Source organism: Ruminococcus sp. SR1/5 (assembly GCF_000209835.1).
Classification (GTDB): domain Bacteria; phylum Bacillota; class Clostridia; order Lachnospirales; family Lachnospiraceae; genus Blautia_A; species Blautia_A fusiformis.
On record NC_021014.1, the window covers coordinates 3,492,731 to 3,513,946 of the forward strand.

The following is a 21,216-nucleotide window of genomic DNA, read 5'->3' on the forward strand; positions in this document are numbered from 1 at the left end:
AACTCAGGCTCTCACTGCTCTCGCCGAGCTATACTTCACGATCAGAAGCTCCACGCTGAGCACATCTCCAAGTGTACCTGTCTTTACCGCCTCTTCCGCATCCACAAAATCCCGCACAGCATTCTCCAGCTCTTCCACAGTGTAGGATCTGGCACAGGATGCCAGATTCCGCACAACAAAAGAGGGTACTCCCAGTTTGGAAGCGATCTCGGTCTGAGAAAGACCCTCCTGTGACATTTTCTTGGTCAGGCAGATCTGACGAAACTGTTTCGCCAAAAGAAACAATATCCGCATCGGCGGTTCCCGAAGGGTCAGAAGGTCATAGTACAGATCCAGGGCCCGCTTCTGGTTCTTCTCCGTCACCGCACGCACCATATCAAAGATCTTATTGGTTGTCTGCGTGGTACAGACAGCCTGGATATCTGCAGCCGTCACAACATCTCTTCCGACCGTATAGGAGATCAGCTTTTCCAGCTCCATCCTTATATTTCCCATATCTGTTCCCGTCATGGTCAGCAGAAGCTCCACATCTCTCTGGGTGATCCTGCGGCCATTTTTTCCAAGGATCCCTGCCGCCCACCGCATAAGAGTCTTTTCATCCTGCTGTTTAAATTCCCCGATGCTGCCGCAGGCTTTTACCGCCTTGTACATACGGCTTCTTTTATCTACTTCAGACTCGCAGAACACTAGATACAGATAATCAGGCAGAGCTTTCATATAATCTGCCAGTTCCTCGCATTTGTTCTTAAAGAATCCCGTATCCTCAAGAAGGACTACTCTTCGCTCTGCAAAAAAGGGCATGGTATCACAAAGACTCAAAAGCTCCCGGACATCGATCCCCTTCCCCTCATATCTGGTAAAATTCATGGTATCATCGTCCGGGTTCAGAGCCTTCACCAGATTTCTTTTATATTGTTGTTTCAGATAGGCTTCCTCACCGTAAAGGAGATATGCCTGCTTAAATTTTCCTGTTTTAATATCTTCCTGAATATTCTTCAATCTCTGTACCCCTGTCTGATTTTCTCTGTAATCCAGTTTATACGACAACTGCCGGAAATGCAACACCCAAGCAAAAATTTGACTTTCCACCGGATTCATGCTACTGTAAACAGGTACATATTCCGGCAGATCCGTTCTGTCAGCGAAATATGTGGAAGGGAGTGTTCCATTATGGAAAAAAGAAGAAACAGCAGAACAAGCAACCTGAAGAGCGCAACCACCAAGGCCAAAGCTACCGTGAAATCAACTGTAGAAAAGATTGAAAAAACACCTGCAGCTGAAAAAACCGTTAAAGCAGTCAAAAAGGCAACAGAGACTGTAGCAGCCAAGGCACCAGAAGTAGTAGAAGAAGTTAAGAACACTGTAAAAAATCATAAGATCAGCGGCATCACACTTGAAATTTTTGAGACATCCATCACAGTTGCCGACCTTGAGGCAGCTGTTAAGAAAGATGCAGAAGCAAAGGGCCTGAAAGGCAAAGAGCTCCACATCTATGTAAATGCAGAAGAAAGAGCAGCTTACTACACTGCTGACGGAGAGGGTTCCGACGATTACAGGATCGATCTGACCACTCTGTAAGCTCCGGCGGATCTGTTCCGCGATCGCTTATATGCCGGTCTGTCTGTGACATTCCGGAAACGCAAAAAAGCCATGCACAGGACATTTTCATCCGGTCCCGCTGCATGACTTTTCTTTTTTATCTTTTACTGGATCTTTTTGATCCAGTCTCTGGAGCAGCCTACTGCAGCTCTCCAGCCTTTTACCATGGCATTTCGCTTCTCGTCATCGATCTCCGTGCGGAAAATACGTTCCACATCACGGCTTTCCAGTACTGCCTCCTTGCTTTCCCAGAATCCCACAGCAAGACCTGCAAGATATGCGGCACCAAGAGCAGTTGTCTCAATACATTCCGGACGTTCTACAGCCACATTACTGATATTGGCCTGGATCTGCAGAAGAAGGTTGTTTGCACTTGCTCCGCCGTCTACACGAAGAACTGCAAGGTCACTTCCTGCATCTTCCTTCATAACCTCCAGCACATCATTGACCTGATATGCAAGTGATTCCAAAGTCGCACGCACAATATGATACTTATTTACACCACGGGTCAATCCCACGATCGTGCCACGGGCATACTGATCCCAGTAAGGAGCTCCAAGTCCTGTAAATGCAGGCACGACGTAGCAGCCGTTTGCATCCGGTACCTTTCCCGCAAAATACTCGGTATCCGATGCGGAATCCACCAGATGAAGCTCATCACGAAGCCACTGGATCGCAGCACCAGCCACAAATACGGATCCCTCCAGAACATAAGTGATCTCTCCGTTAAGTCCCCATCCGATGGTTGTAACCAGCCCGTTATTGGAAAATACCGGTTTATCTCCTGCATTCATCAGAAGAAAGCCACCGGTTCCATATGTATTCTTGGTTTCACCTTTCTCAAAGCAGGCCTGTCCGAACAGCGCCGCCTGCTGGTCCCCGGCAGCACCGGCTACCGGGATCCTTCCACCGAAAAAGGACGGATCTGTCTCACCATAAATCTCACTGGACTCTTTTACCTGCGGGAGCATGCATTTCGGAATATCAAGCTCCTCCAGGATCTCATCATCCCACTCCAGTGTATTGATATTGAACATCATCGTTCTGGATGCATTGGAATAATCTGTTACATGAACAGCTCCCTTGGTCAGCTTCCAGATCAGCCAGGTCTCCACGGTACCAAACAGAAGCTCTCCCTTCTCTGCTCTTTCGCGGGCACCCTCCACATTATCCAGGATCCATTTTACCTTGGTGGCTGAAAAATACGCATCAATAACAAGTCCTGTTTTCTGACGGAATTTTTCTTCCAGTCCCCTCGCTTTCAGGCTGTCGCAGTATTCTGAAGTTCTTCTGCACTGCCATACGATGGCATGATAAACCGGCTGTCCCGTATTCTTATCCCAGACAATAGTAGTCTCTCTCTGATTGGTGATACCGATTGCTGCAATATCTTCTGCCGTTGCCTCAATCTGGTTCATAGCCTCTCTGGCAACAGAAAGCTGTGTGGACCAGATCTCACCTGCATCATGCTCTACCCATCCCGGTTTCGGAAAATGCTGGATAAACTCCTTCTGCGCCACACTGCGGATCCTTCCGCTTTCATCAAAAAGAATACAGCGGTTACTGGTCGTTCCGGAATCCAGCGCCATAACATATTTTGCCATATAAAAATCCTCCAATACATTTCTTGGCTGCGGCTCAATGCCTCTGCAGCCTCATAATTCCCATACCTTCTGATTTGTAGTGGAAACCGCTGCTGCCCCCGCACCCAGAGCTCCCATCACATCCTCCTTATCGGAGATCAAACCGCCTGCGATCACAGGCACCTTGCTTGTTTTACATATCTGTTTAAGAATCTTCGGCATCAGCCCCGGCAGAACCTCTACCACATCCGGCAGCTGCTCATGCTGATTTCCCAGATTCTCAATGTTCTTGATCGCCATGGAATCAATAAGGAAAAAACGCAGAACTGTATACATTCCAAGCTTCTTCGCCCTGTTGATCATGGATGCTTTTGTTGAAATGATCCCATCTGCATGGATATTTTTACAAATATAATCCACAGAAACCTCTTTTGAGCTTAAACCTGTGATCAGGTCTATATGTGCCATCGCGATCTTCCCCGCCTGGTGGATCCGCTCCACAATTCCCCCAATAGAACGGATATCTCCATACAGGATAAAGATCACGGTAAGCTCCTCCCTGCCCAGACAGTTCTGAAGTCCCTGCTCATCCTTTACAGCCGCTATGATCGGGTTCGCCTCGATCGCGTCCAGAAATTCTTTGTTCATCTTCTCTCTTCCTCCGCAATGTTCACACAATATCATTTTATCTCCGCGCATTATTTGAAGATATTATTCTTATTGTATCAGTTTATTGCTTCAAAGACCAGACGCATTTGCCAAATATATCTGTTTTATTTCCGGCTGTATTACAATTCTCAGACAATCTTCTTCTCTGGCAAAAGAAGGGAAGCCCCTATGGACTTCCCTTCTGCAGATACATTATTTCTCAAACGGGAATTTGAACTGTGTAAGTCCGAATTCATCGCGAAGTCCGATAAACTCTTTCTGAACTGCCTCTGTCACCGGAACTCCCTTATCCTTACGATACATCCATACATCATATTCCTTCTCGCCTGCTGTGTAGATACGTTCCTGTCCAGGAGCTTTCTCGGAGCCTCTCAGGTCTCTCAGGATATCACCGCATGTTTTCTTGAATGCCTCTGCACCCATAAATGCCTCTGTGTCGATAGCAATAAAGAAATGTCCAAGATGATATGGACGGATCTTTCCTTCCTCGTCCTTACCATCCAGAGCTTTCAGGAAGAGACCGGACTGAAGAGCAGCGGAAAGGATCTCAACAACAGTAGAGTATCCGTATCCCTTATATCCTCCGGTTGTCTCACCAAATCCACCGAGAGGAGCAAGTGCTGCCTGCTGGCTTCTGATCTTCTTAAGGATCTCTGCACTATCTGTAAGCTCCTCTCCTTCTCTGGAAATAACAAGACCCTTAGGAGTATCATGGTTGATACGTGCGTAGTATTCGATCTTGCCATTCTGGATAACAGATGTTGCACAGTCCAGTGTAAACGGGAACGGCTCATCTGTAGGCATACTAAATGTCAGTGGGTTGGTTCCAAGCATATTCTCAACACCAAATGTCGGTGCAACGGATGGTCTTGCGTTGGTACCGCTGATACCGATCATATTCTCTTTTGCTGCGAGACCTGTCCAATATCCTGCGATTCCATAATGGGAAGAGTTACGGACTGCAACCATACCCATGCCGTATTTATGTGCTTTTTCAATACACATGTCCATAGCCTTCTTGCTGGCTACCATTCCCATACCATCGTTGGCATCGAGAACTGCAGTTGTTGGTGTCTCTTTAAGGATATCGATCTTTGTTACTGGATTTAAGATTCCGGATTTGATACGGTCGATATAGATCGGTTTAAAGCGGTTGCAGCCATGGCTCTCGATTCCACGTCTGTCACTTTCCAGAAGTACATCAGCGCAAAGTCTTGCATCCTCCGTCGGAACTCCCATTTTCTCAAATACTGCAGTCATAAAATCGTCTGCAAGCTGCCAGGAAATAAAAGGTCTTGTTTCTTTCTCCATTGTAAAACTCCTCCATATACATTATTATAGTTTTTTATTTTGCTTATATAGATCTGCAGCAGGACCCCCTCCTGCCGGAGATTTCAAATTTAGCCTGCCTCCTGTATGTGCCTCACAGAAAGCGCCTTTACATCGCAGTTTCAATCCTCGTCTGCCACTGCTCTTCCTCTGTCCGGATAATTGGTAATGATGGAGTTTACTCCCCATTTCTTCATCCTTCTCATATCCTCTTCCTCGTTTACAGTCCAGACATTCACTCCGATCCCGTTCTGGGAACAGCTGCGTACATGCTCTTCCTTCAGGTATTCCAGATTCGGATGATAATACTGCACATCACAGGTTCTTGCATAAACCCCTGCATTATCCACATATTTCTCTACCAGAAAGCCTCCTGCAATAGTCTCATCACTCTGTCTGCACAATACAATGGATGCGTTATTGAAAGAGGAAAGAATGATCCGATCCTCCAGACCATATTCGCAGATCATATCAATGACCTTCTCTTCCATACCACCATAATAATAAACACTGTTCTTCAGCTCGATGTTTGTGATCAGATCTTCCTCCTCTGCCATCCACTCCAAATACTCTCTCAGAGTCGGAATCTGAAGCCTGCCGAATTTTCCGGCAAACTTATCCGGATAACTGCAATCCAGTTTACACAGCTCAGCATATGTAAGATCATAAATATATCCGCTTCCATCTGTGGTACGGTCAACCTTCTCATCGTGCATGATCACCGGAACCAGATCCTTGGTCAGCTGTACATCAAGCTCGATTCCCTCGCAGCCAGCCTCCACAGCCTTCTGAAACGCCAGCATTGTATTCTCCGGATATTCTCCGCTGAAACCACGATGTCCAAATACTTTCATTCTAATCATCCTCCATTCAATGCATTACATCGTTATGAGCATTTTTGCTAATTCATATTTCTGATTATATCATAACGTTTATTTATTTTCAACATTTTTTATCGATTCTTATATATTTTTTGTTATTTTTTAATTAATTATTCTTTTAAGCACTAATATTTTTTGTGCATTTTGTATATTTTATTTCATGACAAACAAAGCGATAAAAAAGCCTTTTCAGGTTTATTTTATTCGCTTTGTCTGCCGGAGGGCTGACATATTATAAGCATACAGTTTGCCATATATATCCTTTGCAGATCACTGTATGATCTGCTTCACATTTCCTGTAGCCACGATATCCACGCCTGTGCCTGCTACATTCTCCAGGATCACGTCCCCGATCTGAACCGGCGCTTCCACACATACATCCCGCAGCGCTTCCACACAGTCAAAAATCTTTCCTTTCGGAATATCCTGTGCTGTCTTTACTGACACCACCGGCATGCTTCCATTCTTCACACGCACGGTCGTTGTCACGATCCTGGTCGGATCTGTCACTTCCTTCACTGCATATTCCGCACCTTTTTTACAGGTATTTCCTGTGACGGAAATGATCTCTTTTCCATCCATTTCCACCAGAAGGGCGCATCCCATAGGACATCCGATACAAGTAAGATTTCTTTTTTCCATTTTCATCACTCCTCCACCTGGATCACAAGTTCATGTTTATCCTGTTTCTGTTTTCCTTCCAGAATGGAAAGAAGCTGCTCTTTTTTCAATTTGATCTGTTCCATCTCTCCGGGTGCTGCCACCTGTTTTTTTCTGGAAAAGATCCGTTCTCCATCCAGATATGCACGGATGTAACAATTTTTATATACATTTCCCACACGGAAGCGGACCAGCTGCTCCTCCGCCATATGACCGATACGGATCTCAGACGGCACTGTATAGCGGACTCCGTTTTGGGGCGAAAGCGTGATTTTTATCTCTTCCGGTATTTTGTCCTCTCCATTGTTGTTTATATAGAGAGCCGCATTTCTTCCTGCATTGCCGGCTTCCTCCGAAACAAAATCCACCAGATCATGAACATGAAGAACATTTCCGCAGGCAAAAATACCTTCTACATTTGTCTCCAGACTTTCGTTTACCACCGGTCCAGAAGTCACATTACTCAGCTTCACACCTGCCTGTCCGGAAAGCTCATTCTCCGGGATCAGACCAACAGAAAGAAGAAGCGTATCGCATTCAAAAAATTCCTCTGTACCGGGAATCGGGCGTCTGTTTTCGTCTACCTCTGCAAGAGTGATTCCTTCCACACGTTCTTTTCCTTTTATGTCAACCACTGTATGGCTAAGCTTCAACGGGATTCCAAAGTCATCCAGGCACTGCACGATATTTCGCTTCAGGCCTCCGGAATATGGCATCAATTCTGCCACTGCCTTAACCTCTGCACCTTCCAGCGTCATACGTCTAGCCATGATCAGTCCGATATCACCGGATCCCAGGATCACTACTTTTTTTCCCGGCATAAATCCTTCCATGTTTACAAGGCGCTGTGCTGTTCCTGCTGAATAAATGCCTGCCGGTCGATATCCCGGAATGTTCAGTGCACCTCGCGGTCTCTCTCTGCAGCCCATGGCAAGGATCACAGCTTTTGCCCGGATCTGATACATTCCCTCCTGGCGGCTCATGGCAGTGATCACCTTATCCTGGCTGATATCCATGACCATGGTGTTCAGCCGGTACTCGATCTGCTGCTCTTTTACCATCCGGATAAAACGTGCCGCATATTCCGGTCCTGTCAGCTCCTCCTGAAATGTATGAAGGCCAAATCCATTATGGATACACTGATTCAGGATCCCGCCCAGTTCCTTATCACGTTCCAGGATCAGGATACTCTCTGCTCCCTCTTTCTTTGCAGCCAGGGCTGCTGCCAGTCCTGCAGGGCCTCCGCCTATGATCACGATATCTCTCTTCACCATAATCTTATCATTCATGGTTCTCGCCCTCCTCTGCAATTTTCTTGTTGATTCCTTCGATCAGTCTGGAAGCTCCGCCTGTTTTTGTGATCTCCTCCATGGAAATGCCAAGCTCTCGGCTGAGGATTTCCATTGTTCTGGGAGAGCAGAAGCCTGACTGACATCTTCCCATTCCTGCTCTTGTACGACGTTTTACTCCGTCCAGGGATTTCGCTCCAAGCGGTCTTCGGATCGCATCCAGGATCTCTCCCTCAGAGATCATCTCACATCTGCAGATGATATTTCCATATTCCGGTGATCTTTTGATCAGCTCATTTCTTTCTTCCAGAGAAAGCTCTGACGGATCCAGGATCCCTTTTCTCACCGGATCAAAATCCGGATTTACTTCCGGATGTAATTTTTCTTTTACGATGTCAGCAACCATACAGCCAATGGCCGGTGAGCTGGTAAGTCCCGGGGATGCGATTCCTGCACAATCGATAAATCCGGGAGCATCCTCCACCTCTTCGATCACAAAATCCATACCGTCCTCGATAGCTCGAAGCCCTGCAAAGCTTGTGATCACCTTCCGCAGTGGAATATCCTTTACTGTTTTCCGGGATTTGGCACTTACTTCCTCCATCCCCTCTGATGTAGTCGCTGTTTCCTCCCGATCCTCCAGATCCGTAGCTGTAGGCCCGATCAGAAGATTACCGTGAACAGTCTGTGTTACCAGAACTCCTTTTCCGTTCTTATTTGGAAGTGCAAAGATCGTATGATTCACATGTGTTCCTGCACTTTTATCAAGAAGCATATACTCACCCTTACGAGGAGTGATATGCAGTTTTTTCTCACTTACCATATTATGAAAAACATCCGCATAGACACCGGCAGCATTGACGATACAGCCTGTCTCAAGATCACCCTTTGAGGTTTCCACAACAAAACCTTTTTCCTGTTTTCGGATGTTCTTTACTTCTGTGTCAAATTTAAATTCCACACCATTGTTATATGCATTCTCTGCCATTGCAATGTTCAGCTCAAAGGGACAGACAATTCCGGCTGTCGGTGCATACAGCGCTGCCAGCACCTGATCAGACAGATTCGGCTCCATGGCAAGTGCCTCTTCTCTGTCAAGGATCCTCAGTCCCTCTACTCCGTTTTTCAGTCCTCTTTCACGCAGCTTATGCAGCATGGCGATTCCATTCTCAGTCGTACAGACAGTCAGTGAACCAGTCTGTTTAAAAGGAAAATCCAGTTCCTTCGAAAGCTGTCCCATCATATTGCTGCCCTTCACATTCAGTTCCGCCATAAGGCTTCCCGGTTCTGCATCATAACCGGAATGAGCGATTCCGCTGTTTGCCTTGGAAGTTCCACAGCATACATCCTCTTCTCGCTCCAGAACGCAGATTTTCAGCCGATATCTTGAAAGCTCTCTCGCCGCTGCCGCTCCGGAAACTCCTGCTCCGATAATGATCACATCATACATAGATCTGTTTCTCCTTTCCTGTTTGCGGATCTTCTGAACTGTCCCCGGCTTTCTCTGCGCCGGAAACAGCAGAATATCCGTTGCAACACAAGCATTGCCGTCCGCAGGTATATATTCTGCGAGGAGTACTGCTTACGAACAGCAATCTTTCAAGTGAATATGCCATTATTTTTATGCCGTAACCCTTTGTAACCCTTGTAATCCTTTTGAAACATTAACATTTGCGCATAAAAATAGCCGGCATAAAAACACACTTATCCATGTGTCTTCATGCCGGTCTCTGTTCTCAATGGCATTCTCTGTATTCAGCAAGCTGAATCAGATTCCTTCTTCACTTTGTATTCATTGTATCAGACTATTCTTCATATTTCAAGTGCATTTTTCGTAAAATACATCGTTTTTTCTTTAACATGCTCTTAACTTTCTCAAAAACATGATAAGTTTCATTGTATTCCCGATTCCCGATCATATTTCCTCCACAGAAATAACTCCTTCCTGCTGTCTTACCTCACGAAATACAGTATGGCGTGCTTTCCATTTGGCAGCCTCCATTGTTGCCTGGATCACCACACTCTGTGTTTTGGATCTCTTTTTGATGATAACTACGTTGGAGATCAGGATGTCCTCTTCCCGGAGCTTCTTTATGACCATACTCATCTTGTCTTCATTTTCAAACTCCATATATACGTCATAGGTATTGGAATGCTCTTCCACATAAACCTCTATATATTTCGCATATTTGAACACCAGAATAAGCCCCAGCGTGGTAAAGATCGCACCGCTGTAAAAGCCGATTCCCACAGCAAGTCCGATACACGCAGAAGTCCAAAGACTGGCCGCTGTCGTAAGACCGGATACATGTCTCTGTCCGGTCACAATGATAGTTCCCACTCCAAGAAAACCAATCCCGCTGACAACCTGTGCGCCAAGTCGTGCAGTATCTCCGATTCCTGCCCCATTAGAATATACATGGATAAAATCGCCCGTCATCATAACCAAAGTTGCCCCCATACAGACGATCATATGTGTTTTTACACCTGCCACACGCTTCTTCATTCCACGATCAATACCGATCAGACATCCAAGAAACATCGCAAGAATCAGCCGAAACAGCGTCGATCCCATATTTAAAGTGTGCAAATAATCCGATATTGCATTACATGCTCCGAGAATTCCGCCCATAAATTTGCTCCTTTCCTGTTGTAACATTATTTTCTGCCGGTGATAACGCCAATAGCGCATCACTTCATTTTGCCTTGCACGAACGCCGCAGGCCACACTCACTCCATTCGAAAGCTGTCTAGTCAGCCGGACTCACTCCGTCCGTCTCACTACGCAGTTTTTCATATGATCCTATACCCCGGATATACATGATCTGTAGTCTCACAGCATGTAAAACAGCAGGGATACCGGCGCCCAGCGGCGGTATCCCTATCTGTTGCTCTATCTACTGATCAGAGGGCATTCTGATTATTTAATAGACTCGTTATAGTTCTCGATCGCTTTGTTTACAGAAGCTGCAAGCTGATCAACAGCGTCCTGAGTTGTAAGCTTGCCATCATATACCTGCGGCATGATCTCGTTGAATGTAAGACGGGCTTCTGTCTGTACACCTGAGAGAACACCTGCTGTATTGCAGTTTACAGGAGAATCCTTCAGCTGGTTGATAGCTGTCTCGAAGTTCGGGTTTTCTTTGAGGTAAGCCTTCATATCCTCTGTCTCATAAGCTTTCTCGTTGATCGCAAAGTATCCTGTACCCATGGACCATTTAGCCTGTACATCAGGAGTTGTGATGTACTCGATGAATTTCCATGCTGCATCTTCGTTAGCTTCGTTGCCTGTATCTGTAAGCCACAGGGATCCACCACCGATGATAACACCGCCTTCATCATTCTGCTCGATTCTCGGAAGATATCCTGTACCAACTTCGAACGGAGAAGAATCAACTGCATTTTTCAGGATAGCAGTAGACTCGATGATCATACCAACCTGTCCGGAGAAGAATGCTGTCTGAGTATCTGCTGTTGTTGTTCCGTAATCTTCGAAATATCCGGAATCATACAGCTTTTTCCACATATCAAATACTTTCAGGCCGCCGCCGTTGGAATCAAAATCAACAGCTGTAACTGCCTCTTTACGTCCATTGTCATTGTTTCCGTATGTTACACCAAGTCCTGCAAGCTGCTGCTCAAAGAACCATCCGTAAATAGCCTGTGAATAACCAACCGGAGCTGCTCCGCTCTCTACGATCTTCTTGGCATCCTCAAGAACCTCATCATAAGTTGTTGGCGGAGTTTCAGGATCAAGTCCTGCTGCCTCAAATACGTCTTTGTTGTAATACAGCATAGGTGTGGATACGTTAAATGGCATTGCATACTGCTTGCCGTCTACGGTATAGTAGCTGCTGATAACCTCCATAACAGAGCTCTTATCATAGCCTGTGCTCTCAAATTTGTCTTCTACAGGAATGACAGCACCACTGTCATACATGAACTTTGTTCCTACGTCATACATCTGGCAGACATCCGGAAGACCGGAGTCACTCTGCATAGCAGCTTTCAGTTTTGTGATGGTATCATCATAGGTTCCCTGATACTCAGCTTTAATCTCAATCTCATCCTGGGATGCGTTGAAATCATCCACGATCTGCTGAAGCACCTCACCGTTTGTGCCGCCCATTGCATGCCAGAATGTAAGTGTTGTTTTCTCAGCTGCACTTACTGAGCACGGAGCTGCCAGAGATGCAGCCATGATTCCTCCTAAAAGAATCGCCATCCATTTTTTGTTGTTCATATAGAAACCCTCCTTTTATAATGGTCCGACCCGCCCCAATACAGGTCGGACAAATTAACATTTTTGCTACTTGCTCTTATGTGATTGGATCAACCCTTAACAGCACCTGCTGTCAGACCACTGATCATCTGCTTCTGACCAATGATAAATACAAGGATCGACGGAATCAGGATAACCATAGCGCCAGCCATAACCGGTCGGAAGTCTGTTGCCTCAGCCCCCTGAAGCATACCAAGACCGATCTGAACCGTTCTCATATTTACACTGTCTGTTACAAGCAGTGGCCACAGATAGTAGTTCCAGCTCTGAAGGAATACATAGATGATCAGAGCACCCAGTGATGGTTTGATAAGCGGAACACCGATGGTATATAAGAACTTGAAATTTGTACATCCGTCAATCTCTGCCGCCTCATGGATCTCCTTCGGCAGTGTCAGGAATGCCTGACGCATGTTGAATACCGCAAAAGCTGCTGCTGCATTAGGAAGGATCAGCGCTGCGTATGTATTACGGATACCCCAGTCAGCAATAGTCAGGTAGTTTGCGATGATGATCGCCTGGCTCGGGATCATCATGGTTGCCAGCATAATATAGAACAGGACCTTTTTGCCTTTGAACTCCATCATTGCAAAAGCATATGCTGCAAGAGCACCTGTAACGACCTGAGCAAATGTGATAACACCGGATACGATCAGTGAGTTCTTAATGAAGGTAAAGAACGGTGCAAGCTGAAATGCTCTTGTGTAGTTCTCGATAGTCAGATGGGACGGCCAGAACTTTCCGCCGTAGATCTCCTTCAGATCCATCATACTAACATTGAAACAGTAGATAACAGGAACAATAATAATAATTGCAAAAATAATATTCAGCGCATACATCGCCACTTTTACATATGGTTTTCTTTCATCAGTAGGTCACCTTCTTTTCCAGTCTAAACTGCAGTGCAGTCAGGATGATCAAAATAACAAACAGAATTACGGATTCTGAACAGGCCACACCGAAACGGCTGTTGATAAATGCCTCCTGGTAAATCTCATACACGATAACGTTGGTACTCTCTGCCGGTCCGCCCTGGGTCATCATCTTGAACTCTGCGTATGCCTGTACGGAGTTGATGACATTGATAATGAGAAGGAAGAACAGTGTCGGAGAGATTGACGGAATCGTTACATGGCGGTGCTTCTGGAAGAAATTCGCTCCATCCAGGGCAACGCTCTCATAAAGCTCAGCCGGTACACTCTGGATTGCTGCAGTAAGGTAAATGAAATTCATACCGATCGCCATCCATACACTAACGATCGTAACTGCGATCAGTGCATATTTCTTATCTGTCAGCCATCCGATATGAGTTCCGAGCGCCCTGTTCAGGATACCCAGAGAGCTGTGGAAAATAAACATGAACACTACAGATGCCGCTGCTGCGGAAATAGCCATCGGAAGTGCATATACAGTACGGAAAAATCCCTTTGCCCTGATTTTCTCTGTACTGATGATCGCCAGTATAAAACCGATCATAATAGAAAGGATAACTCGCATAACAGAGAATTTCAGTGTTGTCACCAAACTGTTAAGGAACGTTCCATCTGTAAAAATATTCGTATAGTTGTCAAGTCCTACATACTGTGCCACCTGACCAAGAGGTGTGGTTCTGGCAAAGCTCAGCTGGATCGTCTTAACGAACGGCCAGAATACAAACAGTATAAAAAGGATCATTACAGGAACCAGATAGAGATAAGGCTCCACTGTCCTGAAAAAAGATTTTTACTTTTCATTGTATATCACCTGCTTTTCATAAATTTACGTACTACCGATCAGCTGCATCATCACGATATCTCTGTCCCCCTGACAGTGCTGATCATGTTGCTCATTACACATTCTGCTGAAAAACATTTCCGTTATATCTTCCAGCAATTACCCCAATACATTAAGCAAAACTCTCATTTACGTTCTGCTGTCAAAAATGCCCTCTCACTACCCTCCTTTGTATTTGCGTATTTGTTATCTTTACCAACTTTTTTACCAAATGATAACATATTTCTTACATATAATCAACAGCTATTTCTCTATTTTTCAATATTTCTTTATTTATTTTATACAATTATCATTTAATAACAATTGTTTTTTTATCTATTTTATACAATTTACCGCACCCCAATAAGGCAATCCATTCTGATCACCTTCCATAAAAAACAGATAAAAAAATCGGCAGAAAATAACACATCCTTCGATGTATATCTTCTGCCGTTCTCTCTTCTCAATGGCATCATCTGTTTTTATACAAAACAGACACAATCTCAACTTGTTAATCCAGATTATACAGTAAAATCCACTATAAATCAAGACCAAACACATATTTTTTATGCAAATCTTATAAATACTTTTTTCACAAGCAATCCATTTCATTACACGGAAATTGTCTTTAACTCACAGCTGTTGTGGAACAATTACACTTTTTTCTTCCTGTACCAGGATATTAAATACAAAACTATACCAAAAATTATCAAAAATGGAGCAACTGCCACCAAAACAGTTGTTAAAAGTATCACAATTAACGCTGCAATGGCGATCACGATCGCCTTCCCATACCATGTACTCAGATCCAGTTTAAAGCTTCTTGTCTTTCCGGCACTGCTCTCCGTCCCATTATCCGCATAATCATCTGCACCGTAGCTCTCTTCAGAATAACCGGACTCATCATAAACAGCTGCACTGTCATCTGTATCAATCAAAGTCTTGGCAATCAGCCTGGGATCCCCCAGTTCTGCCAGAACATCTGATTCACTTCGGCCGTTCCGGACCTGAGACTGAATGTAATCCTCATAATTACCGCACATGAGCCGCAGCTCTCCCCTGGGTCATCTGTCCGGACAGCTGCCCCCGTAAAACCTCAAGAAACTCTCTTCTGCTCATAAATATGTCAAACCTTTCTTATGAAATATAATGAAAAAACAAAACTCAAAACAACTCCAGAAACATCACCTTGAAAACTTCTGCAAATTCTTTTTTATTACTCTCTTAAAATTTTTCTCATTATACCATAACCCATAAATTTAAATCAGAAACAAATCATAAAATTTTGATTAAAAAATAAAAAATCATAGTACAGCGCAAAGGGCGGTTCATTTCCGGATGCCGCCAAAGCCGCATTCGGAAACGAATCGCCCTCCATGACGTTCGTTATGCCGTCAAAAATCACTCAACATGAACAGCCCCTGTACTCCTGATATTCATCGGATAGACATTTTCCCTTCCAACATACTGAGCCATATAGTCCACATACGCATCTGCGTTCTCGATTGGAAGCACGCACATGATAACTCCTGCAAAACCACCACCATGAACTCTGCAGATACCAGCACCGATCTTATTCAGAAACAGCTTGGTAAGCGCCAGACTCAACGTAATCTTCTGCTCCTTGCAATTCTGTAGAGAATAACAGTTCTGCAGCCACTCCCAGGAAGAATTACCAGACTCTTCAAGAAGGCGCAGGAATCCCTCACCGTCTTTATTCTCAACAGCCTTCACAGCATCTGCAACACGTCTGTTCTCTTCATAAAAATGCATCGCACGAAGAACAGCACGGTCATTCGGAATATCCTTCACATGTGCCAGAAGATTCTCCATACTGGACTCACAGAGAAGCTCTACGCCCATAGCCTTCGCAGCCTCACGCATCTCCATAGGAATAGAGGAATATTCCTCACTGAGATCTGCATGGCCCTTACCGGTATTTACGATCACAAGTCTGCAGCCCATATCCTCAAAGGAAAATGCAATCTTCTCACAGCTGATATTCTCTTTATCAGAGAAATCCAGAAGGATCGGGCCACCGGCAGCACAAGCCATCTGGTCCATCAGACCGGAAGCCTTTTTCCAGTAAACATTCTCAGCATACTGACCTGCTCTCGCATACTCGCCATACTCCAGCTTACCTTCATTAAAGAAATAATTGGTGATCGCACATACAAGCATCTCAAAGGAAGCAGAGGAGCTTACACCTGCAGCGGCAATAACCTTGGTGGAAACATAAGCGTCAAATCCACCGGTAGCATAGCCTTTTTTCTGCATATACTCCATAATACCTGCAACAAGAGCATCTGTACCTTTTGTATAGGTTTCTGTGCTGAGCTTGTCAAGATCAACAACTACTTCCTGTTTGTAACCCTCACTGATCATATGGATCACATTGGTTCCGTTTGGATAAGCAGCACCGATGGTATCCAGATCAATACTTGCCGCAATGATCTGACCGCCGTTATGATCAACATGGTTGCCAATGATCTCCGTACGGCCCGGAGCAGTAAAAAACTCTGCCTTGTCATGATGATATTTCTTCTCGAAATTCACAGCAAGATTGGTATAACGGGCGCTGCTCTCCTCTGTCTCGCCATAGATTTTTTTCAGCACTTCTGCTGCCGGAATTTTAATTGTTCCCATTTTTTCTTCCTCCTGTTATATAGTTTACACCCCAGATCCGGAAGAACCTGAAAAAATCTTCCGCTCTGTCACGCTTCATGGTTACTGTTCACTCCGTTCTCAGCAACACACTTCGCAATGCGCAGAATATCACCAGTGAATAGTAACGCTTCATGTACTTTTATTATAACAGTCCCGTCTTTTCTGTCCATAACAATTTTGTGTAAAAACCGTATTATTTTGTGGTGATCCCGGAATATCCCTTTGCATTTTCTGCCTTTTCTGATAAAATAAATTCCACTATGAAAAGCAGATATACACTTCAGAATCCGCGCACAGAAGGAAGGAGGTAACACCTTGCAGATCATCACAGATCCCGCCGGAAAAGAACTGAAAAAACACGGAGACAGCTCCTTCCCATTCCTGGTAAGCTACGAGCGGCTTTCCGGCTATGAGACCGGTTCCTTTCTGTGGCACTGGCATCCGGAGATCGAGCTTACCTATATAAAAAAGGCGAAATGCTCTACAAGATCAATCAGAATACCTTTCACCTGAAAGAGGGACAGGCAATCTTTGGCAATGCCAATGCCCTTCATGCCGGATATATGTATCAGGATCAGGACTGTCAGTATATCCCCATAACCTTTGACCCCAAACTGATCTACGGATTTTCGGGAAGCCTTCTTTTCCAGAAATATACAGAACCGATCCTCCGAAGCTTTTCCCTGTCCGCTGTACCGCTTGATCTATCCTGTAAATGGCATTCCGAGGCCATAAAAGATATCCGTGACATCATCGACCTGGACAGTAGCCGGAAACCCATGTATGAATTTGAGATCATCGCCAAACTGCAGCACTTCTGGAAAATCTTGTATGAAAATACGATCTCCCAGGCAACTCTTCCATCCGGTCAGGATGAAGAAAACTACCGCCGCATCCGTCAGATCATGTCCTATATCGCAGAACACTACTCTGAAAAGATTCTCCTGAATGATGTTGCAGACCTGATCCACTTAAGTCCCAGCGAATGCAGCCGGCTTTTCAAAAAATGTATGAATATCACTCTCTTCGGATACATCCAGGAATACCGCATTGAACGCAGCCTGGAATATCTGGAAAATCCCTCCTGTTCTATTACGGAATCAGGACTACTGTCCGGTTTTTCGGACTCTAATTATTACACAAAGGTCTTTACGAAAATCAAGGGCTGTACACCAAGACAGTACAGAAAAAATCAGGAGCTGTGACATGCTCCTGATCTTTAACCGTTTAGTGCTCCATACCTATAAAGCAGAACAATATTTATCTGTGAAAATGGCTGTTATCTGAACAGCTCTTTCATTGCCGGATACAGTTTGCGGAATTTCCGGTATTTTTCTTCATATTTTGCAACCAGCTCCGGTTCCGGTTCTACCGTATCTACTACCCTGACCAGCTTATTACAGATCGTTTCCACATCCGGGTATTCACCGCAGCCTACTGCTGCCAGCATTGCACCGCCCATGGACGGACCTTCCTCATTCTCCGGCACATCCACCTTCAGGTTCATCACATTTGCAATGATCTTTTTCCAAAGAGGGCTCTTGGCTCCGCCGCCGCAGATCTTGGTGCGCTCAATATGGATCCCGAGGCTTCTTGCAACCTCCAGAGAATCACGAAGTCCGAAAGCAACTCCTTCCAGAACTGCCTGGGTCATATCTGCTCTCGTGGTATCCATGGACATTCCGAAAAATACGCCTCTTGCATCCGGGTTGTTATGCGGAGATCTCTCTCCCATCAGATATGGAAGGAAGAATACCTGATTCTCGCCAAGCTTTTGGATCGGTGCCTGCTCTGCCGCGAAATCCTTTGTCTTAAGGATCTCCTCTGACCACCATTTGTTGCAGGAAGCAGCGCTTAACATGCATCCCATCAGATGATAGCTTCCATCTGCATGGTCAAAGGAATGCAGTGCATTGTTTTCATCCACTCCGAAATCTTTGCTGGAAATAAAGATCGTACCGGATGTTCCAAGGGAAATGTTGCACTGGCCATCGCCAACCGTTCCTGTTCCGACAGCTGCCGCAGCATTGTCGCCTGCACCTGCTACAACCTTCACATCCTCTGAGAAGCCAAGCTCTTTTGCAACTTCCGCTTTCAGGTTTCCGACTACCTGCCAGCTCTCGTACAGCTTCGGAAGCTGTTCCTCTGTGATATGGCAGATCTCAAGCATTTCCTTTGACCAGCAGCGGTTCTTCACATCCAGAAGAAGCATACCGGAAGCATCGGATACATCTGTGCAGAAGGATCCGCTTAAGCGATAGGCAAGATAATCCTTCGGAAGCATGATCTTTACAACCTTTTTAAAATTCTCAGGTTCATGCTTCTGCATCCAGAGGATCTTTGGTGCAGTGAAGCCTGCAAATGCAATGTTTGCTGTGTACTGAGAAAGTTTATCTTTTCCGATGACTGAATTCAGGTATTCTGTCTCCTCGCCGGTACGGCCATCATTCCAGAGAATCGCCGGACGGATCACATTGTCATCTTTATCCAGAGTTACAAGACCGTGCATCTGGCCGCCAAAACCGATTCCTGCTACTTCTTTGCGGTCAATCCCTTCTGTGAGCTCTTTGATCCCTTCCATACTCTGAGCGAACCAGTCCTCCGGATTCTGCTCAGACCAGCCCGGATGTGGAAAAAACAGCGGATATTCTTTTGATACGATGTTGCAGATCTTTCCGGATCCTTCCATAAGAAGAAGCTTTACAGCGGAAGTTCCAAGATCAACGCCAATATAATACATAGTAATTTTTCCTCCTGTAAATACAGAAACCGCAGCCCTCAGTTCGCAACGCCTGCACGCCTGAGAGCCCGCGGTTTCTGAATCGTATTTAACCAAATCAAGAACGTCCCCTGCGGGGTTACGAAAAGCAATAAGCAGTGAGTGGGGACTTGCTTGTATCAGGCAGCACGTACGGATGATCTTACCTGCCTGTTTTAATTATCTCCAAGGATTCTCTGTCGGATATCTCACGCCTGCCGGCTGATTGTAACCGATCTCTTCAACCGGTACACCAATGTATTTGAACACCTCGAAGAGAGCTTTTCCGTGATGTCCGAATGCTACAGCACCGTGATGCGGGAATCCTCCCTCGATCAGCACGTGACGGTAGAAACGTCCCATCTCCGGAATTGCAAATACACCGATAGCACCGAAGGAACGTGTTGCAACCGGAAGAACCTCGCCGTGTGCGATATATGCACGAAGCTTGTTGTCCGCTGTACTCTGCAGACGATAGAAGGTGATATCTCCAGGCTTGATATCTCCCTCAAGAGTTCCGTTTGTAACCTCGATCGGAAGGGATCTTGCCATGATCATCTGATATTTCATCTCACAGAAGGACAGCTTGCTGGATGCTGTGTTTCCACAATGGAATCCCATAAAGGTATCCTGAAGTGTATAGTTGAATTTTCCTTCAATAGATTCTTTGTACATATCCTTCGGAACGGAATTGTTGATATCAAGAAGTGTAACGATATCATCACTTACTACCTGTCCAATAAACTCACTTAATGTACCATAGATATCAACCTCACAGGATACTGGAATGCCCTGTGCTGTCAGACGACTGTTTACATAACATGGAACAAATCCAAACTGTGTCTGGAATGCAGGCCAGCATTTTCCTGTCAGTGTTACATATTTACGATATCCTTTATGATCTCTTACCCAGTCCTTCAGAGTCAGCTCGTACTGTGCAAGCTTCGGAAGGATCTCAGGTTTCTTGTTTCCCGCACCAAGCTCTTCTTCCATCTCTTTTACGATCGCCGGGATCCTTTCATCACCTTCATGCTTGTTGAATGCCTCGAAAAGATCCAGTTCTGAGTTCTCCTCGATCTCAACGCCAAGGTTGTAAAGCTGTTTGATCGGTGCATTGCAGGCAAGGAAGTTTGTAGGACGCGGTCCGAAGCTGATGATCTTCAGGTTGCTCAATCCCTCGATCGCTCTTGCGATAGGAAGGAATTCATGGATCATATCCGCACAGTCCTCTGCATCACCTACCGGATACTCCGGAATATAGGCTTTTACATTACGAAGCTGCAGGTTGTAGCTTGCATTCAGCATACCGCAGTAAGCATCTCCACGTCCCTGGCAGAGATTATCCTGTGTTTCCTCAGCTGCTGCGATAAACATCTTCGGTCCCTCGAAATGCTTTGCAAGAAGGGTCTCAGAAATCTCCGGTCCGAAGTTTCCAAGATATACACAGAGTGCGTTACAGCCTGCTTTTTTGATATCCTCCAGAGCCTGGACCATATGGATCTCACTCTCTACGATACAGACCGGACATTCGTAGATATCCTTTGCATCGTATTTCTTTGTGTAAGCGTCTACAAGAGCTTTTCTCCTGTTTACGGAAAGGCTTTCCGGAAAACAATCTCTGCTGACTGCAACGATTCCGATCTTAACTTCTGGCATGTTGTTCATAATCTTCATTCTCCTTTTTATATCCGGCAGATTTTCCACCGGTGATATTATTGTTCGTTTGTAACTATTCACTTCACCCAAA

Annotated in this window: 19 protein-coding genes; 3 read left to right on the forward strand and 16 right to left on the reverse strand. The window is 45.2% G+C overall.

From position 1 onward, the window contains the following. Nucleotides 1-3: 3 nt before the first annotated feature. The gene (holA, locus tag CK1_RS17415) at nucleotides 4-999 is read right to left on the reverse strand and encodes a DNA polymerase III subunit delta (protein ID WP_022426949.1); all 996 of its coding nucleotides are present in this window, start codon (nucleotides 997-999) and stop codon (nucleotides 4-6) included. Between the two features lie 171 nt (nucleotides 1,000-1,170). On the opposite strand from holA, the gene CK1_RS17420 reads away from it, so the two are divergent. Further along, nucleotides 1,171-1,578 (forward strand): DUF6465 family protein, encoded by a 408-nt coding sequence (locus tag CK1_RS17420; RefSeq protein ID WP_015527442.1) that lies wholly within the window; start codon nucleotides 1,171-1,173, stop codon nucleotides 1,576-1,578. A 125-nt stretch (nucleotides 1,579-1,703) separates the two neighbouring features. Here CK1_RS17420 and glpK read toward each other — a convergent pair whose 3' ends face one another. From glpK to CK1_RS17485, 13 genes are all read right to left on the reverse strand, one after another. Next, nucleotides 1,704-3,203 carry a glycerol kinase GlpK gene (glpK, locus tag CK1_RS17425; RefSeq protein WP_015527443.1) on the reverse strand — a complete coding sequence of 500 codons (1,500 nt, stop codon included), beginning with the start codon at nucleotides 3,201-3,203 and terminating at the stop codon, nucleotides 1,704-1,706. Nucleotides 3,204-3,254: 51 nt separating this feature from the next. Beyond that, nucleotides 3,255-3,830, reverse strand: coding sequence for a glycerol-3-phosphate responsive antiterminator (locus CK1_RS17430; RefSeq protein WP_015527444.1), 576 nt, complete (start codon nucleotides 3,828-3,830; stop codon nucleotides 3,255-3,257). Nucleotides 3,831-4,043: 213 nt separating this feature from the next. Next, nucleotides 4,044-5,162, reverse strand: coding sequence for an Ldh family oxidoreductase (locus tag CK1_RS17435; RefSeq protein WP_015527445.1), 1,119 nt, complete (start codon nucleotides 5,160-5,162; stop codon nucleotides 4,044-4,046). Nucleotides 5,163-5,302: 140 nt separating this feature from the next. Then, complete coding sequence (locus CK1_RS17440) at nucleotides 5,303-6,034, reverse strand: glycerophosphodiester phosphodiesterase (protein WP_015527446.1); 732 nt, start codon at nucleotides 6,032-6,034, stop codon at nucleotides 5,303-5,305. Between the two features lie 297 nt (nucleotides 6,035-6,331). Further along, nucleotides 6,332-6,703, reverse strand: a complete 372-nt coding sequence (locus tag CK1_RS17445) for a DUF1667 domain-containing protein (RefSeq protein ID WP_021976756.1) — start codon at nucleotides 6,701-6,703, stop codon at nucleotides 6,332-6,334. Nucleotides 6,704-6,708: 5 nt separating this feature from the next. Beyond that, a complete protein-coding gene (locus CK1_RS17450) occupies nucleotides 6,709-7,995 on the reverse strand; it encodes an NAD(P)/FAD-dependent oxidoreductase (RefSeq protein WP_118752936.1) in 1,287 nt (428 codons plus the stop codon). A 7-nt stretch (nucleotides 7,996-8,002) separates the two neighbouring features. Then, nucleotides 8,003-9,460: an NAD(P)/FAD-dependent oxidoreductase gene (locus CK1_RS17455; protein WP_015527449.1), complete on the reverse strand. Its 1,458-nt coding sequence runs from the start codon at nucleotides 9,458-9,460 to the stop codon at nucleotides 8,003-8,005. Nucleotides 9,461-9,925: 465 nt separating this feature from the next. Next, a complete protein-coding gene (locus CK1_RS17460) occupies nucleotides 9,926-10,642 on the reverse strand; it encodes an MgtC/SapB family protein (RefSeq protein WP_015527451.1) in 717 nt (238 codons plus the stop codon). A 288-nt stretch (nucleotides 10,643-10,930) separates the two neighbouring features. After that, nucleotides 10,931-12,253: an ABC transporter substrate-binding protein gene (locus CK1_RS17465; RefSeq protein ID WP_015527452.1), complete on the reverse strand. Its 1,323-nt coding sequence runs from the start codon at nucleotides 12,251-12,253 to the stop codon at nucleotides 10,931-10,933. 89 nt (nucleotides 12,254-12,342) lie between these two features. Continuing rightward, the gene (locus CK1_RS17470) at nucleotides 12,343-13,131 is read right to left on the reverse strand and encodes a carbohydrate ABC transporter permease (protein WP_015527453.1); all 789 of its coding nucleotides are present in this window, start codon (nucleotides 13,129-13,131) and stop codon (nucleotides 12,343-12,345) included. 28 nt (nucleotides 13,132-13,159) lie between these two features. Then, entirely contained in the window at nucleotides 13,160-13,966 is an 807-nt protein-coding gene (locus tag CK1_RS17475) for a carbohydrate ABC transporter permease (RefSeq protein WP_015527454.1), read from the reverse strand. A 731-nt stretch (nucleotides 13,967-14,697) separates the two neighbouring features. Further along, a complete protein-coding gene (locus CK1_RS17480; RefSeq protein ID WP_015527456.1) occupies nucleotides 14,698-15,087 on the reverse strand; it encodes a hypothetical protein in 390 nt (129 codons plus the stop codon). A 358-nt stretch (nucleotides 15,088-15,445) separates the two neighbouring features. Then, complete coding sequence (locus CK1_RS17485; protein WP_015527457.1) at nucleotides 15,446-16,690, reverse strand: galactokinase; 1,245 nt, start codon at nucleotides 16,688-16,690, stop codon at nucleotides 15,446-15,448. A 336-nt stretch (nucleotides 16,691-17,026) separates the two neighbouring features. Here CK1_RS17485 and CK1_RS17490 point away from each other — a divergent pair, with 336 nt between their 5' ends. Together CK1_RS17490 and CK1_RS17495 are read left to right on the forward strand one after the other, a co-directional pair. Beyond that, on the forward strand, nucleotides 17,027-17,224 hold the full coding sequence (locus tag CK1_RS17490; protein ID WP_306289039.1) for a hypothetical protein: 198 nt from the start codon (nucleotides 17,027-17,029) through the stop codon (nucleotides 17,222-17,224). Further along, nucleotides 17,188-17,916 carry a helix-turn-helix transcriptional regulator gene (locus CK1_RS17495; RefSeq protein WP_015527460.1) on the forward strand — a complete coding sequence of 243 codons (729 nt, stop codon included), beginning with the start codon at nucleotides 17,188-17,190 and terminating at the stop codon, nucleotides 17,914-17,916. Before CK1_RS17490 ends, CK1_RS17495 begins: the two co-directional genes overlap by 37 nt. A gap of 74 nt (nucleotides 17,917-17,990) precedes the next feature. On the opposite strand, the gene xylB is transcribed toward CK1_RS17495, so the two are convergent. Next, nucleotides 17,991-19,451 (reverse strand): xylulokinase, encoded by a 1,461-nt coding sequence (xylB, locus tag CK1_RS17500; RefSeq protein ID WP_015527461.1) that lies wholly within the window; start codon nucleotides 19,449-19,451, stop codon nucleotides 17,991-17,993. A gap of 198 nt (nucleotides 19,452-19,649) precedes the next feature. Beyond that, the gene (locus tag CK1_RS17505; RefSeq protein ID WP_015527462.1) at nucleotides 19,650-21,134 is read right to left on the reverse strand and encodes an L-fucose/L-arabinose isomerase family protein; all 1,485 of its coding nucleotides are present in this window, start codon (nucleotides 21,132-21,134) and stop codon (nucleotides 19,650-19,652) included. Nucleotides 21,135-21,216: the final 82 nt, after the last annotated feature.